The 14,491-nt window shown below is 69.8% G+C and carries 14 protein-coding genes and 1 pseudogene; 4 read left to right on the forward strand and 11 right to left on the reverse strand.

All coding sequences use genetic code 11. The features are described 5' to 3' along the window. The 4 genes and pseudogenes from GRC12_RS31680 to GRC12_RS31695 all read left to right on the forward strand — a co-directional run. Positions 1-464 (forward strand): annotated as a pseudogene (locus GRC12_RS31680) (hypothetical protein); the annotation flags it as partial. 101 nt (positions 465-565) lie between these two features. Continuing rightward, positions 566-973: a VOC family protein gene (locus tag GRC12_RS31685; protein WP_208782992.1), complete on the forward strand. Its 408-nt coding sequence runs from the start codon at positions 566-568 to the stop codon at positions 971-973. A gap of 26 nt (positions 974-999) precedes the next feature. After that, the gene (locus GRC12_RS31690) at positions 1,000-2,121 is read left to right on the forward strand and encodes an LOG family protein (RefSeq protein ID WP_208782981.1); all 1,122 of its coding nucleotides are present in this window, start codon (positions 1,000-1,002) and stop codon (positions 2,119-2,121) included. A gap of 161 nt (positions 2,122-2,282) precedes the next feature. Then, on the forward strand, positions 2,283-2,981 hold the full coding sequence (locus tag GRC12_RS31695) for an LAETG motif-containing sortase-dependent surface protein (protein WP_208782982.1): 699 nt from the start codon (positions 2,283-2,285) through the stop codon (positions 2,979-2,981). Between the two features lie 62 nt (positions 2,982-3,043). On the opposite strand, the gene GRC12_RS31700 is transcribed toward GRC12_RS31695, so the two are convergent. The 11 genes from GRC12_RS31700 to rpsB form a co-directional block, all read right to left on the reverse strand. Beyond that, a complete protein-coding gene (locus tag GRC12_RS31700; protein ID WP_208782983.1) occupies positions 3,044-3,832 on the reverse strand; it encodes a maleylpyruvate isomerase family mycothiol-dependent enzyme in 789 nt (262 codons plus the stop codon). Positions 3,833-3,857: 25 nt separating this feature from the next. Then, complete coding sequence (locus GRC12_RS31705) at positions 3,858-4,886, reverse strand: ABC transporter ATP-binding protein (RefSeq protein WP_208782984.1); 1,029 nt, start codon at positions 4,884-4,886, stop codon at positions 3,858-3,860. Then, on the reverse strand, positions 4,887-6,569 hold the full coding sequence (locus GRC12_RS31710) for an ABC transporter permease (RefSeq protein ID WP_208782985.1): 1,683 nt from the start codon (positions 6,567-6,569) through the stop codon (positions 4,887-4,889). It abuts the gene before it with no gap. Then, positions 6,545-7,618 (reverse strand): thiamine ABC transporter substrate-binding protein, encoded by a 1,074-nt coding sequence (locus GRC12_RS31715; protein ID WP_208782986.1) that lies wholly within the window; start codon positions 7,616-7,618, stop codon positions 6,545-6,547. Before GRC12_RS31715 ends, GRC12_RS31710 begins: the two co-directional genes overlap by 25 nt. 126 nt (positions 7,619-7,744) lie before the next feature. Further along, a complete protein-coding gene (rlmN, locus tag GRC12_RS31720; RefSeq protein WP_208782987.1) occupies positions 7,745-8,851 on the reverse strand; it encodes a 23S rRNA (adenine(2503)-C(2))-methyltransferase RlmN in 1,107 nt (368 codons plus the stop codon). Between the two features lie 77 nt (positions 8,852-8,928). Continuing rightward, positions 8,929-9,378, reverse strand: a complete 450-nt coding sequence (locus GRC12_RS31725) for an SRPBCC family protein (protein ID WP_208782988.1) — start codon at positions 9,376-9,378, stop codon at positions 8,929-8,931. 128 nt (positions 9,379-9,506) lie between these two features. Further along, positions 9,507-10,631, reverse strand: a complete 1,125-nt coding sequence (locus GRC12_RS31730) for a phosphatidate cytidylyltransferase (protein ID WP_208782989.1) — start codon at positions 10,629-10,631, stop codon at positions 9,507-9,509. Continuing rightward, positions 10,631-11,188 (reverse strand): ribosome recycling factor, encoded by a 558-nt coding sequence (gene frr / locus GRC12_RS31735; protein ID WP_133047349.1) that lies wholly within the window; start codon positions 11,186-11,188, stop codon positions 10,631-10,633. The genes GRC12_RS31730 and frr overlap by 1 nt, the downstream gene beginning before the upstream one ends. Positions 11,189-11,330: 142 nt before the next feature. Continuing rightward, complete coding sequence (pyrH, locus tag GRC12_RS31740; RefSeq protein WP_208782990.1) at positions 11,331-12,089, reverse strand: UMP kinase; 759 nt, start codon at positions 12,087-12,089, stop codon at positions 11,331-11,333. Between the two features lie 166 nt (positions 12,090-12,255). After that, positions 12,256-13,092: a translation elongation factor Ts gene (tsf, locus tag GRC12_RS31745; protein WP_133047347.1), complete on the reverse strand. Its 837-nt coding sequence runs from the start codon at positions 13,090-13,092 to the stop codon at positions 12,256-12,258. A gap of 150 nt (positions 13,093-13,242) precedes the next feature. After that, entirely contained in the window at positions 13,243-14,130 is an 888-nt protein-coding gene (rpsB, locus tag GRC12_RS31750) for a 30S ribosomal protein S2 (RefSeq protein ID WP_208782991.1), read from the reverse strand. Positions 14,131-14,491 lie beyond the last annotated feature (361 nt).

Here is a 14,491-nt window from a genome sequence, read left to right on the forward strand (position 1 = left end):
GCCTCGCCCTGACCGTCCTCGGTCTGGCCCTCGCCGCCCCCGCCCTCACCCATCTCACCGGCCGCCTGCTCCAGTCCGCCGGCCCCGGCGCCCTGCGCCTCCTGGCGGGCCGCGTCCTCATGGAGGAGGCCAACCGCATCGGCCGCCCCCTCGGCATCGTCTGCGCCGTCGCCTCCGCCGCGTACGCCATGACCACGCTCCACGACGCCTCGGAACCCTCCTTCGGGCCCCTCGCCACCCTCGGCACGCTGCTGGTGACCGGCTGCACCCTCGCCACCCTCCTGACGTCCGCCGTGGAGGCCAGACAGGCCCGGGCCGACACGACGGCGGCGCTGGTCCGTCTCGGCGCCCCCGCCACGATGCTCCGCACCGCCGCCGCCCTGCGCGCCGCCGCCCTGCTGATCCTCTTCACCCCGCTGACCCTGCTGGTGGCCGAACTCGCGGCGCTCCCCCTGACCCGCTGAACGCACCCGGGAAAACAAAACTCCCCGCCACCGATGAGTTCCGCCGGCACCCCCGGTCTACCCCACCGAACAGCACACCCCGCCCGATGGGAGAGGCCCACATGTACCAGCAGATGATCTTCGTGAACCTGGCCACGAACGACGTCGACGCGTCGAAGAAGTTCTTCACGGAGCTCGGCTACACGATCAACCCCCAGTTCAGCGGCGACGACTGCGCCTGCGTCGTGATCAGCGACACCATCGTGACGATGCTGCTCAGCAAGGAGCGCTACGCCGACTTCACCAAGAAGGAGATCGCGGACTCGACGCGGACCAGCGAGGTGCTGATCTGTCTGAGCGCCGAGAGCCGCGAGAAGGTCGACGAGCTGGTCGAGAAGGCCGTCGCCGCGGGCGGCAGGGCCAACGACGACGTCCAGGACCACGGTTACATGTACGGCCGCTCCTTCGACGACCTCGACGGTCACTCCTGGGAGGTCGTGTGGATGGACCCGGCGGCGGTCCAGAGCTGAACCCGCGGGGTGCCTAGCATGGGCCCGTGCAGACGAGCCCGGCCCATGCGGCCCACCACGACGAGCGCGAGATCGAGACGCTCGAGGACTTCGACGCGACGGTCTCTGCCCGCGGCACCCTCGCCGGCCACCGCGTACAGGGCGTCGATCTGACCGACCGGACCAGGGAGTTGCTGACCACGGACACCGCGGGCGCGGTCTTCCTGGGCTGCCCGATGCGGGCGGACGCCGAGCAGAAGGTCCGAGCCGACGGCGCCCTGGTCTTCCCCCCGGTCCCGCATCTCCCGTTCGACCCCTACCGCGGTCGCCTCTACACCGCCGACGAGCTGTTCGCCTCCCTGGACAAGGGCTACGAGCAGACACCCGACGCCCTCGCCTACGCCTGGTTCCAGCGCACCAAGGCGGACGGCGACATATACGCCTCGATGCTGCGCGCCGTCCACGACGACTCCGTCTCCGACGCCCTGGACGAACTCCTGCGCGGCGCCCGGGTGGTGGGCGTGATGGGCGGCCACGCGATGGCACGCGGCACGGAGGCGTACGCCGGTGCCGCGCGCCTCGGCCGGGAGCTGAGCCGCGCCGGGCTGACCGTGGCGACCGGCGGCGGCCCGGGCGCGATGGAGGCGGCGAACCTGGGCGCGTACGCGGTGCCGTACGAGGACGCGATGCTGGACGAGGCGTGCGAACTCCTCGGTGCATTCCCCTCGTTCACCCCCTCGGTCACCGAGTGGGCGCGGGCCGCCTTCGAGGTGCGCTCCCGCTGGCCGAAAGGCAACCACTCCATCGGCATCCCCACCTGGTTCTACGGCCACGAGCCGCCGAACCCGTTCGCCTCGCACATCGCCAAGTACTTCGCCAACGCCACCCGCGAGGACGGACTGCTGGCCCGGTGCAACGCGGGCGTGGTGTTCCTGCCGGGCGCGGCCGGGACCGTACAGGAGATCTTCGACAACGCGACGCCCAACTACTACGAGTCGCGCGGCGAGCCGACGCCGATGGTGCTCGTCGACCGGGAGCACTGGACGGAGCGGCTGCCGGCGTGGCCCCTCTTGCGGTCACTCGCCCGGGAACGCTCGATGGAGTCCCGTATCGCCCTCGTTGACCGGATCGAGGACGCACCTGACGCGTTGAAACATCTCGGTGGTTAATGAGAAGGTAAAGTCAACGCCCCGGGCGGGCATATGCGTTGACACTCCTTATGAAACACTTATAGACCTGTGAGCCTCCTGGGGAGAGTGAAGCCTCACCTCACTGTTGCCTCACTTCTCTTACAACCCCCCTCAGTTGCATACCCCCGTGAAGGGCAAAAGTGACCATATCTCGCCGTACCGCCCGACGTTCCGCGCAGATCCTGGGCGTCGCCGCGGCCTCGACAGCGCTCGCCATGAGCGCCGCGGGCTCCGCGCTCGCGTGCAACATCCAGGACTTCTCCGCCGCGGCTTCCTGCGACGGCAGCAAGGGCGTCATCACCGTCACGGACAAGGACGCCTCCGGCCAGACCGCCACCATCACCGTGTTCCTCGAGGGTCCGGCCGGCAACGAGACTCCGGTCGGCGAGCCGCAGACCGTCAAGGGCTCGGCCGCGGGCACGGATGTCACGTTCGCCGAGGACTGGAAGCCGAACGCGGAGTACCGCGTCCGCGTCACGGTGGACACCGCGAAGTTCAAGTTCGACAAGGACATCAAGCCGAACGTGACCACCCCGTCCGAGGCTTGCTCGACGGGCGAGACCACGGCGCCGGCCACCACGGCACCGGCCACGACCCCTCCGGCCACCACCCCGGCCTCGGAGTCCCCGACCCCGACCGCGTCGGCCTCGGACAGCACCGCTCCGGCGACCACGTCGTCCAACGCCCCGTCCCCGGCTGCCGGTGACTCCAACCTCGCCGAGACCGGTGCGAACTCCAACACCGGCCTGATCGCCGGTGTCGCGGGCGCCCTCGTCGTCGTCGGTGGCGGTGCCGTGTTCTTCGGCATGCGCCGTCGTGGGGCCAACAGCGGCCGCTGACGCCTCACCAGCACCATCGCGAAGGCCCGTCCCCGTATCCCCGGGGGACGGGCCTTCGTCGTTCAGCCGAACGTCGCCCGTTCCAGCCAGAATTCGAGCGACTGCCGGTCCCCGAGGACCTCCAACCCCGAGCCGTCCAGCGGCAGTCGGCGGTAGAAGGCGAGGAGCAGCGAGGTGAGCGGGCCGCGCAGGGCGACATCGGCCTTCTCGTGCCCGCGGCGCCAGGTGACGCCCTGCTCGGTCCCTTCCACGAACCATTCGGCGTTCAGCTCCGGTGCGGTGTCGGTCGCGTGGAGGTGCAGACTGCGCCCTGCGGCGAGCGGCCGCTCCATCTCCCTGCGCTCGCCCGCCAGCCCCACGAGCTGCAGCCACTCGTCGATCGCGTCGGCTGCGATGTCGGGCGCGACCTCGTAGGGCAGTCCGGCGGCCAGTGTGGCGTCCGCCCGGTGGACGGTGATCTCGTGGGTCATCCGGCGCGCCCAGAAGCCGGAGCCGAGCATGCCGGCCCACGACCACACCTTGGCGTCCGGGCCGGCCTCCCGGAGCGCGCGGACGACCAGTTCACCGGCTTCGGCGAGCCAGGCGTCGAGTTCGGCGGCGTCGCCCGCGGTCTCCGGCCCGTCGCCGCGGGGGATGTCCTCGTCCCGGACGTTCTCCTCGGCCCGGGTCCGCACCAGCACCTCCACCCAGCGCAGCGCCCCGCCCATGTGCAGGACGAGTTGTTCGAGGGTCCAGTCGGGGCAGGTCGGCACCTTCGCGGACAGGTCGGCGCCGGAGGTCACCACGGTCCTCAACTCGGCCACCTGGTGGGCGATCTCGGCACAGTAGCGGTCGTACGCAAGCAGGGTCATGGGCCGCACCCTATGCGCGGACCCGTCAGCCCAGCACCACGATTTCCGCCGCGTCGAACTCCACCCCGACCACGTCCCCGACCTCCGGCGCCTCCCGCAGCGCGCACGCCGCCTCCAGCCGTGGCGCGTCCTCGGGCTGGAGATGTACGGCGACATGGGTGCCCTTGAAGGTGCGGGCGGCGACCGTGCAGGGCAGGCCCTCGTCGGCGGGGACGAGCCGGACGCCGGCGGGGCGGACCAGGAGGCCGCGGGTGCCCTGGGGGGCGTCCTCGGGCACCGGGACCTTGCCCCAGGGCGTGTCCGCGGCCTCCCCCGCGACCGTGCCCTCGACCACGTTCTCGAAGCCGAGGAACCGGGCCACGAACTCGTCCGCCGGCCGCTGCCAGACCTCCAGGGGCGTACCGGACTGGGCGATCCGTCCGTCCCGCATCACCACCACCCGGTCGGCGAGCGCGAAGGCCTCGCCCTGGTCGTGGGTCACGGCGAGCACGGTGGTGCCCAACCGGCCGAACAGCTCCCGGAGTTCGACGACCAGCCGCTCCCGCAGCGAGCGGTCGAGCTGACCGAGCGGCTCGTCCAGCATCAGCAGCCGCGGCCGGGGCGCGAGGGCACGGGCCAGCGCCACGCGCTGCTGCTCACCGCCGGACAGCGCGCCCACGGCCCGCCGCTCGGCGCCGGGCAGCCCGACGAGTTCCAGCAACTCCCGCACACGTTCCTGCTGTTCGTTTCTCGGCGCCCCGTGCATCCGCAGGCCGAAGGCGACGTTGCCGCCCACGTCCCGCTGCGGGAAGAGCTGGTGGTCCTGGAACATCAGGCCGACCCCACGCTTGTGCGCGGGCACACCGGCCTGGTCGCGGCCGTCGAGCAACACCCGCCCGGCGTCCAGCGGTTGCAGCCCGGCCACCGCCCGCAGCAGCGTGGACTTGCCGCTGCCGCTGGGCCCGAGCACGCACACCACCTCGTGCTCGGCGACCTCGAGGCCGACGGCGTCGAGCACGGCCCGCGCGCCGAAGCGGACGGTGGCACCTTCCAGGCTCAACAGGCTCTGCGGCATCTAGAACTCCCCGGTCCGGTCGGTACGGAGCCGCTCGAGCACCAGCAGCGCCACCGCGCACACCACCATCAGGATCGTCGAAAGGGCCATCGCCTGGCCGTAGTTGAGATCACCGGGCCGCCCGAGCAGCCGCGCCACGGCGACCGGCAGGGTCGGGTTGTCGGGCCGTGCGATGAACACGGTCGCCCCGAACTCCCCCAGCGACACGGCGAAGGCGAACCCGGCCGCGACCAGCAACGCCCGCCGCACCAGGGGCAGATCGACCTCCCGCCACACCCGCCAGGGCGAGGCCCCGAGCACAGCAGCCGCCTCCCGCAGCCGGGCGTCCACGGCCCGCAGCACCGGCAGCATGGTCCGTACGACGAAGGGCACGCCCACCAGCGCCTGTGCGAGCGGCACCAGGATCCAGGACTGGCGCAGGTCCAGCGGGGGCTTGTCGAGGGCGATCAGGAAGCCGAAGCCGACGGTCACCGCGGAGACGCCGAGCGGCAGCATCAGCAGCGCGTCGAAGCCGCGCACCAGTCGTCCGGCGTCCCGGCGGGCGAGGGCCGCGGCGGCCAGAGCGCCGATCACGACGGCGATGGCGGTCGCGGCAAGGGCGTACTCGAGCGAGTTGCCGATCGCGTCGATCGGCGGGACGAGGAAGGTGTCGCCGGCCTCGCTGGTCAGCGTCCGGTAGTAGCGGAAGTCCGGCGCGTCCAGCGACCGTTGCACCAGCACGGCGAGCGGCAGCAGGAGCAGGACGACGACGGTGACGAGGACACCGGCCAGCAGCGCCCACTGGCCCGCCCCGCGCGGCCGCCGGGCCGTCACGGACGCGTCCACGAGCCGCAGGGCGCTCTCCCGCCGCCGTACCGTCCAGGCGTGCACGGCGAGGATCGCGCCGACGGCCACGAACTGGACGATCGTGAGCACGGCGGCCGTGGACAGGTCGAAGATCTCGGAGGTCTGCCGGTAGATCTCGACTTCCAGAGTGGAGAAGGTGGGCCCGCCGAGGATCTGGACGACGCCGAAGGAGGTGAAGGTGAAGAGGAACACCATCAGCGCGGCGGCGGCCACGGCGGGCGCGAGCGCGGGCAGCGTGACCCTGCGCCAGGCGCGCAGCGGGGACGCGCCCAGCATCCGCGCGGCCTCCTCCTGCCGCGGGTCCAGTTGCGCCCACAGCCCGCCCACGGTCCGTACGACGACCGCGTAGTTGAAGAAGACGTGCGCCAGCAGGATGGCCCACACGGTCGTGTCCAGCCGTACGCCCCACAACTCGTCGAGCAGTCCGCCGCGTCCGACGAGCGCGAGGAAGGCGGTCCCGACGACGACCGTCGGCAGGACGAAGGGGACGGTGACGACGGCCCGCAGCACCTGTCGGCCCGGGAAGTCGAAGCGCGCGAAGACGTAGGCGCCGGGGAGGGCGACCAGGAGGGTGAGCGCCGTCGAGGCGAGCGCCTGCCAGGTGGTGAACCACAGGACATGCCGGATGTCGGACTGGGTGACGACGTCCGCGATCCGCCCCAGCCGCCACACCCCGTCGACCTTCAGCCCGCGCGCGACGATCGCGGCGACGGGCCAGGCGAAGAACAGCGCGAAGAACGCGACGGGCCCGGCGAGCAGCCCGAGCCGAGCCGCGCTCCCGCGTCGAGTCCTTGCCCTGGAGGAGCGGTTCGCTACTTCAGTACGAGTGACGTCCACGACTTGACCCACTGGTCACGGTTGGCGGCGATCTTCGCGGGGGCCATCGTCTCGGGGTCCTTGGCGGCGGGACCGTACTCGGTGAACTCCTTGGGCACCGCGGCCCCTTCGGTCACCGGGTAGACGAACATGTTGAGCGGCATGTCCTCCTGGAACTCCTTGGTCACCAGGAAGTCGATGAACGCCTTGCCGCCCTTGCTGTTGTGCGCGTTGCTGAGCAGTCCCGCGTACTCGATCTGCCGGAAGCAGGTGCCGTACGACACTCCGGTCGGCGCGGTCTTCGGCCTCGGGTCGGCGTAGACGACCTCCGCGGGCGGCGAGGAGGCGTAGGAGACGACGAGCGGCCGGTCACCCTTGGCCTTCTTGCCGCCGGCCGAGCCGGAGAACTCCTCGTTGTAGGCCTGCTCCCAGCCGTCGACGACCTTGACTCCGTTGGCCTTGAGCTTCTTCCAGTAGCCCTGCCATCCGTCGTCCCCGTACTGCGCGGCGGTGCCGAGCAGGAAGCCGAGGCCGGGCGAGGAGGTGGCGGCGTTCTCGGTGACGAGGAGGTTCTTGTACGCGGGCTTGACCAGGTCGTCGAAGGACTGCGGCGGGGTCAGCCTGTGCTTGCTGAAGTAGGCCTTGTCGTAGTTGACGCAGATGTCACCGGAGTCGATGGGGGTGACCCGGTGCTTGTCCTGGTCGACCCGGTACTGCGGTTTGATCCGGTCGGAGCCCTTCGCCTCGTACGACTGGAACAGCCCGTTGTCGAGCGCCCGGGACAGGAGGGTGTTGTCGACGCCGAAGAAGACGTCCCCCTGGGGGTTGTCCTTGGTGAGGATCGCCTTGTTGACGGCCTGCCCGGCGTCTCCGTCCTTGAGGACGTGGACCTTGTAGCCGTAACGCTTCTCGAAGTCGGCGAGGACGCTCTTGGAGACGGCCCAGGAGTCGTGACTGACCAGGGTGACGGTCTTGGAGTCGGTGGAGGAACCGCTGTCGGAGGAGCCGCACGCGGACAGCGTGAGCATGCCGAGGCCGACGACGGCAGCACAGTACTTCTTGGTGTTCACGGTGGTGACCGAACTTCCTACCCAGAATGACCTGGGCGAGGTTCAGAGGGTCTGCGGCCCGATTGCCGCACTCTCAGCGCTGTGGCGCTCCCCTGTCGGATATGAAGGTGTACGTACGGGCAAAGGTTACCGCTCGGTGGCCGCCAGCTGTCCACAGGCCCCGTCGATCTCCTGACCTCGGGTGTCCCGGATGGTCACCGGCACGCCGTGCGCGGCGATGGCCTCGACGAAGGCCTTCTCGTCCTCGGGCCGGGAGGCGGTCCACTTCGAGCCCGGGGTCGGGTTCAGCGGAATGAGATTGACGTGTACCGGCTTGCCCTTGAGCAGCCGCCCGAGCCTGTCCCCCCGCCACGCCTGGTCGTTGATGTCGCGGATGAGCGCGTACTCGATGCTCAGCCGCCGCCCGCTCTTCTCCACGTACTCGAACCCGGCGTCGAGCACCTCCCGCACCTTCCATCGCGTGTTCACGGGGACGAGGGTGTCGCGCAGCTCGTCGTCGGGGGCGTGCAGCGAGATCGCGAGCCGGCACTTGAAGCCCTCGTCGGCGAAGCGGTGGATGGCGGGCACGAGCCCGACCGTCGACACGGTGATCCCGCGCTGCGAGAGCCCGAGCCCGTCCGGGGCGGGGTCGGTGAGCGCGCGAACGGCTCCGACCACCCGCTTGTAGTTGGCGAGCGGCTCCCCCATCCCCATGAAGACGATGTTGGACAGCCGCGCGGGCCCGCCCGGGACCTCTCCGTCCCTCAGCGCCCGCATCCCGTCCACGATCTGGTGCACGATCTCGGCGGTCGACAGATTACGGTCCAGCCCGGCCTGCCCGGTGGCGCAGAACGGGCAGTTCATCCCGCACCCCGCCTGCGAGCTGATGCACATGGTCACCCGGTCCGGGTACCGCATCAGCACCGACTCGACGAGCGTCCCGTCGAACAGCCGCCACAGCGTCTTACGGGTGGTCCCCTGGTCGGTCGACAGATGCCGTACGACGGTCATCAGCTCGGGAAGCAGCGCCTCCCGCAGCTTGGGGCGCGCCGCGGCCGGGATGTCGGTCCACTCCGCGGGGTCGTGCGCGTACCGCGCGAAGTAGTGCTGCGACAGCTGCTTCGCACGAAACGGCTTCTCCCCGACCTCGGCAACGACCTCCTTGCGCTCGGCAGGAGTGAGATCGGCAAGATGCCGCGGCGGCTTCTGAGCTCCGCGGGGGGCGACGAAAGTAAGTTCTCCGGGCTTAGGCATGGCTCAACCAGTGTCGCAGATCCAACCGGGTGACCCGGGACCGCGAGCTGAAGGACGTCTGCGCCAAGTAGGCAGGGCTAGCCGGTGTGCTCCAGGCGCTCCTTGAGCAGCTGCTCGTTGCGCGGCAGTTCCTTGCGGACCTGGGGGCGGACGAACAGGGGCAGCATGACCTTGCCGAGGCCGTGGCCCTCGAAGTCGAGGTCCAACTTCACCCGGGAGCGGCGCCCGTCGTCCAGTGGTTCCACCTCGCCGTGGAACAGGCCCCTGACCGGGCCGTCGATGCCGCGCACACTCCAGCTGTGCGGCGGGTCGTACTCGGTGTACTCCATGGTCATCGGCATCTCACGGCGGTGCCCGAGGCGCCGGGTGACCCGGACCTGGGATCCGGTGTGCAGCGGCCCCTCGTCGAGCCGCTCAGCGGATACCGCGCTCAGCTGCCACTCGGGCAGATGGGAGGGATCGATGACGTACGCCCAGACGTCCTCAGGAGCGCGGTCGACGTCGATCTCTTCATGGAAGGCGGACATGACGCCCTCCTTTCAGGGGATCCCCTTCGAGGGCTTACACGGGGATCGTCCCACTCGCCCGACGGCCGCGCCAACGAGCGAGCGGGACTCCCGGACCCGTCAGCCGGACCCGAAGAACAGGACCACCATCAGCCACTGCCGACGAACAACACCATCAGCAGCCACACCACGGGCGCCGTGGGCAGCAGGGAGTCCAGGCGGTCCATGATGCCGCCGTGTCCCGGCAGCAGCGTGCCCATGTCCTTGATGCCCAGGTCCCGCTTGATCATCGACTCGCCGAGGTCGCCCAGCGTGGCGCTGGCAGCCACGGCGAGACCCAGCAGCAGGCCCTGCCACCAGGCACCGTCGTCGATCAGGAACTGCATGCACAGCGCGCCCGCCACCATCGCGAACGTCACCGCGCCCAGCAGGCCCTCGCGCGTCTTGCCGGGGCTGATGCGCGGCGCGAGCTTGTGCTTGCCGAAGCGCCAGCCGACGGCGTACGCGCCCGTGTCGCTGACGACCGTGAGCAGGAGGAAGGTCAGGACGCGCCACGGCCCGTCGTCCGCTGCGAGCATGAGCGCCACGAACGTCGCCAGGAACGGCACGTAGAACGCCGCGAAGACGCCCGCCGTGACGTCCCGGAGATAGTTCTCCGGCGGTTCCGTCATCCGCCAGACGAGGACCGCGAGTGCCGTGAGCGCCATGGCGACCCAGGCTCCCTCGGCCCCGCGCACGTATCCGGCGACGACCATCGCCGCACCGCCGAGCGCCAGCGGAACCAGCGGCGCCTTGATGTCCTTGCGCTCGGCGAGCCTGCTGGTCAGCTCCCACAGGCCGACGACCACGGCGACCGCGACCACGCCAACGAAGACGGCCTTGACGACGAAGAGCGACGCGATGATCACCACGCCGAGCCCCACGCCGACCCCTATGGCCGCGCTCAGGTCGCGCCCAGCGCTCTTCTTCTGCGGCTGGGGCGCCGGCTGCGAGGCGTCGGGCATGGGCTCCGGATTCTGCTGCACCGCCAGGGGCGGCGGTGTCTGCGGCGTCTCGTCGCGGAACAGGGGGCCGCTCAGCCGTGCGGCCCCCCGGTCGTCATCCTGGTCTCCGCCGTACGCGGGTACCTCGGGCACGATGGGCATGGGGCGAGTCTGCTGCGCCTCAGGCGCATCGTACGCGGGACCCGCCGGGGCAGCCCCCTGGACAGGCCCCTGGTCGGACGGCCCCCAGTACCCGTTGTGTGGCGGCGCTCCCCAGGAAGATTCGTTCATCAGACCTCGAGCAGCTCCGCTTCCTTGTGCTTGAGGAGCTCGTCCACCTGGGCCACGTACTTGTGCGTGGTGTCGTCGAGCTCCTTCTCGGCGCGGCGGCCCTCGTCCTCGCCGATGTCGCCGTCCTTGACGGCCTTGTCGAGGGCGTCCTTGGCCTTGCGGCGCACGGAGCGGATGGACACACGCGCGTCCTCGGCCTTGCCCTTGGCGACCTTGATGTAGTCGCGGCGGCGCTCCTCGGTCAGCTCGGGGAACACCACCCGGATGATGTTGCCGTCATTGCTCGGGTTGACGCCCAGGTCGGAGTCGCGGATGGCCTGCTCGATGTTGCGCAGGGCCGTCTTGTCGAACGGGGTCACGACCGCCATGCGCGGCTCCGGCACGGAGAACGAAGCCAGCTGGTTGATCGGCGTCGGCGCGCCGTAGTAGTCGGCCACAATCTTGTTGAACATCGCCGGGTGCGCACGACCGGTGCGGATCGCGGCGAAGTCCTCCTTGGCGACCACGACGGCCTTCTCCATCTTCTCCTCGGCCTCGAGGAGGGTCTCTTCGATCACCACTTGCTCCTGCGTGTCTTGAGTAAGGCCCGGCTGCGGTTCCTGTGGGGGCGGCGGCCGGCTGCGTCGCGTCTTCTTCCTGCACGGTTCCCGACCTGCGGGACATTGTCCATCCCCCGGTCAGGGTCCGTCGGTGTTGCTGTCAGTCCCGGCTGTCCTGGTCACCCACCAGCGTGCCGATCTTCTCACCCTTGACGGCGCGGGCGATATTGCCCTCGGTCAGGAGCTCGAAGACGAGGATCGGGAGCTTGTTGTCGCGGCACAGCGTGATGGCGGTGGCGTCGGCGACCTTGAGGTCGCGGGTGATGACCTCGCCGTAGCCGAGGGAGTCGAACTTGACGGCGTCCGGGTTGCGCTTGGGGTCGGAGTCGTAGACCCCGTCCACGCCGTTCTTGCCCATCAGCAGCGCCTCGGCGTCGATCTCCAGGGCGCGCTGGGCGGCGGTGGTGTCGGTGGAGAAGTACGGCATGCCCATACCGGCGCCGAAGATGACCACGCGGCCCTTCTCCAGGTGGCGCACGGCCCGCAGCGGGATGTACGGCTCGGCGACCTGGCCCATGGTGATCGCGGTCTGCACCCGGCTGTCGATGCCCTCCTTCTCGAGGAAGTCCTGGAGGGCGAGGCAGTTCATCACGGTGCCGAGCATGCCCATGTAGTCCGAGCGGGCCCGGTCCATGCCGCGCTGCTGCAGCTCCGCGCCGCGGAAGAAGTTGCCGCCGCCGATGACGACCGCGACCTGCGCTCCGTCGCGGACGACGGCCGCGATCTCACGGGCGATCTTGTGCACCACGTCGGGGTCCACGCCCAGGCCCCCGCCACCGGAGAAGGCCTCTCCGGACAGCTTCAGCAGAAACCGGCCGGGTACTTTGCCGTCGTCGCTCTTCTGGGGCTTGGTGGTCATGGAGATCCCGCCTCTTTCACCTGTTGCACATACGAAGAAGGCCATTGCCGCTGGGGTTTGGCTCCCGTGCTCGGCAATGGCCTCCTCGTCAGATCCGCTGTCGTCCGTCACCCGCTGACAACTGCGTACGACCCTATCGGGGTCGCGCGCCGATCGCGGTACGGACTCAGATGCCGACCTTGATGCGCGTGAAGCGCTTCAGGGTGACACCGGCCTCGTCCAGGACCTTCTGGACCGACTTCTTCGCGTCGAGCGCGTACGGCTGACCAAGCACCGTGGCGTCCTTGAAGAAGCCGTTGAGGCGACCCTCGACGATCTTCGCGATCGCGGCCTCGGGCTTGCCCTCGGCGCGGGTGGTCTCCTCGGCGATGCGGCGCTCGGACTCGACGACCTCGGCCGGCACGTCCTCCTTGGAGAGGTACTTCGGCGCGAAGGCGGCGATGTGCTGGGCGATGCCCCGGGCGACCTCAGCGTTCGGCTTGTCCAGCTCGACGAGGACACCGATCTGCGGGGGCAGGTCGGGCATCGTGCGGTGCATGTACGCGGTCACGTAGCCGTCGGCGAACTGCGCGAAGCGGTCCAGGACGATCTTCTCGCCGAGGTTGGCGTTGGCCTCGTCCACGAACGCCTGGACGGTCTTGCCGGCCTCGATCTCGGAGCCCAGCAGAGCCTCGAGGTCGGCCGGGGAGGTCTTGGCGACGTGCTCGGCGATCGCGTTGGCGACGGCCTGGAACTTCTCGCCCTTGGCGACGAAGTCCGTCTCGCACTTCAGCTCGACGAGGACGCCGGAGGAGTTGTCGTCGGCGATGATGGAGACCACGGCGCCGTTCTCGGCGGAGCGGCCCTCGCGCTTGGCGACGCCCTTCTGGCCCTTGATGCGCAGCGCCTCGACAGCCTTCTCGACGTTGCCCTCGGCCTCGTCCAGCGCCTTCTTGCAGTCCATCATGCCGGCGCCGGTGAGCTCACGAAGCTTCTTGACGTCGGCGGCGGTGTAGTTCGCCATGAGTCTGTGAATCTTTCTCGAAGTCTGGAAGATCGAAGATCTACGGGTCTACGGCCCTCATGTAGCGGGGGCCGCCGACTCTCCGCTGACCTACGGGTGAACGGCGGGGGCGACCCGGATGCCGCCGCCCCCGCCGTCAACGCTGACTGATCAGGCCTGCTCGGCGTCCGCGGCCGGGGCCTCGGCAGCCGGAGCCTCGGCCGCGGGGGCCTCGGCGGCAGGAGCCTCAGCGGCGGCCTCGGCCGGCTTCTCGGCCTCGTCCGCCTTCTTCTCGCCCTCGAGCAGGTCGCGCTCCCACTCGGCGAGCGGCTCGCCCGCGGCCTTCTCCTTGCCCTCGGTGGCGACACCGCTGCGGGCGATGAGGCCCTCGGCGACGGCGTCGGCGATCACACGGGTGAGCAGGGTGACGGAGCGGATCGCGTCGTCGTTGCCCGGGATCTTGTAGTCGACCTCGTCGGGGTCGCAGTTGGTGTCGAGGATCGCGACGACCGGGATGTTGAGCTTCCGGGCCTCACCGACCGCGATGTGCTCCTTCTTGGTGTCCACGATCCAGACGGCGCTGGGCACCTTCTGCATCTCGCGGATACCGCCGAGGGTCTTCTCCAGCTTGGCCTTCTCGCGCGAGAGCACGAGAAGCTCCTTCTTGGTCAGACCGGACGCGGCGACGTCCTCGAAGTCGATCTGCTCGAGCTCCTTGAGGCGCTGCAGACGCTTGTAGACGGTGGAGAAGTTGGTGAGCATGCCGCCCAGCCAGCGCTGGTTGACGTAGGGCATGCCGACGCGGGTGGCCTGCTCGGCGATGGCCTCCTGCGCCTGCTTCTTCGTGCCGACGAACATGACCGTGCCGCCGTGGGCGACGGTCTCCTTGACGAACTCGTAGGCGCGGTCGATGTACGACAGCGACTGGAGCAGGTCGATGATGTAGATGCCGTTGCGCTCGGTGAAGATGAAGCGCTTCATCTTCGGGTTCCAACGACGGGTCTGGTGACCGAAGTGGACGCCGCTCTCCAGCAGCTCCCGCATCGTGACGACGGCCATGGCCGTATCTCCTTGAATTTCTCGGTTGTCCCGCGGATACCGCACGGCATCCGCGCCTGACGCCCGCGTGCGCCGTGCCGCAGAGGACCGAGAGGCGCTGACACCGGCTTGTGACCACCTGGTGTCGGGGCGTGCGAAGTCGACCCGGTGACCCGGATCGCCAGAAGAAGTGTACGGGACCGGCGAGGCACCGGGTGACGCCGCTGTCCACAACCCGGGAGTAGTCCACAGATCCCGCCATGATCGGCGGCTGGTGCGGGATGGTTCCGTCATGCGAGCGAACCGATACCTGCGTCTGACGGTGACGGCTCTCCTGGCGCTGACGTGGGCCGTCCTGACCCCGTGGGCCTGGGCGGAGCCC

Origin of the sequence: Streptomyces griseorubiginosus (genome assembly GCF_017614965.1) — a bacterium.
In the GTDB taxonomy this organism is placed as follows: Bacteria; Actinomycetota; Actinomycetes; order Streptomycetales; family Streptomycetaceae; genus Streptomyces; species Streptomyces griseorubiginosus_B.

Excerpts from the sequence above, each read along its gene's own strand:
- GRC12_RS31685 (WP_208782992.1), top strand. The coding sequence starts at position 566 with ATGTACCAGCAGATGATCTTCGTGAACCTGGCCACGAACGACGTCGAC.
- GRC12_RS31700 (WP_208782983.1), bottom strand. The coding sequence starts at position 3,832 with ATGACCCTGCTTGCGTACGACCGCTACTGTGCCGAGATCGCCCACCAG.
- GRC12_RS31705 (WP_208782984.1), bottom strand. The coding sequence starts at position 4,886 with ATGCCGCAGAGCCTGTTGAGCCTGGAAGGTGCCACCGTCCGCTTCGGC.
- rlmN (WP_208782987.1), bottom strand. The coding sequence starts at position 8,851 with ATGCCTAAGCCCGGAGAACTTACTTTCGTCGCCCCCCGCGGAGCTCAG.
- GRC12_RS31725 (WP_208782988.1), bottom strand. The coding sequence starts at position 9,378 with ATGTCCGCCTTCCATGAAGAGATCGACGTCGACCGCGCTCCTGAGGAC.
- GRC12_RS31730 (WP_208782989.1), bottom strand. The coding sequence starts at position 10,631 with ATGAACGAATCTTCCTGGGGAGCGCCGCCACACAACGGGTACTGGGGG.
- pyrH (WP_208782990.1), bottom strand. The coding sequence starts at position 12,089 with ATGACCACCAAGCCCCAGAAGAGCGACGACGGCAAAGTACCCGGCCGG.
- tsf (WP_133047347.1), bottom strand. The coding sequence starts at position 13,092 with ATGGCGAACTACACCGCCGCCGACGTCAAGAAGCTTCGTGAGCTCACC.
- rpsB (WP_208782991.1), bottom strand. The coding sequence starts at position 14,130 with ATGGCCGTCGTCACGATGCGGGAGCTGCTGGAGAGCGGCGTCCACTTC.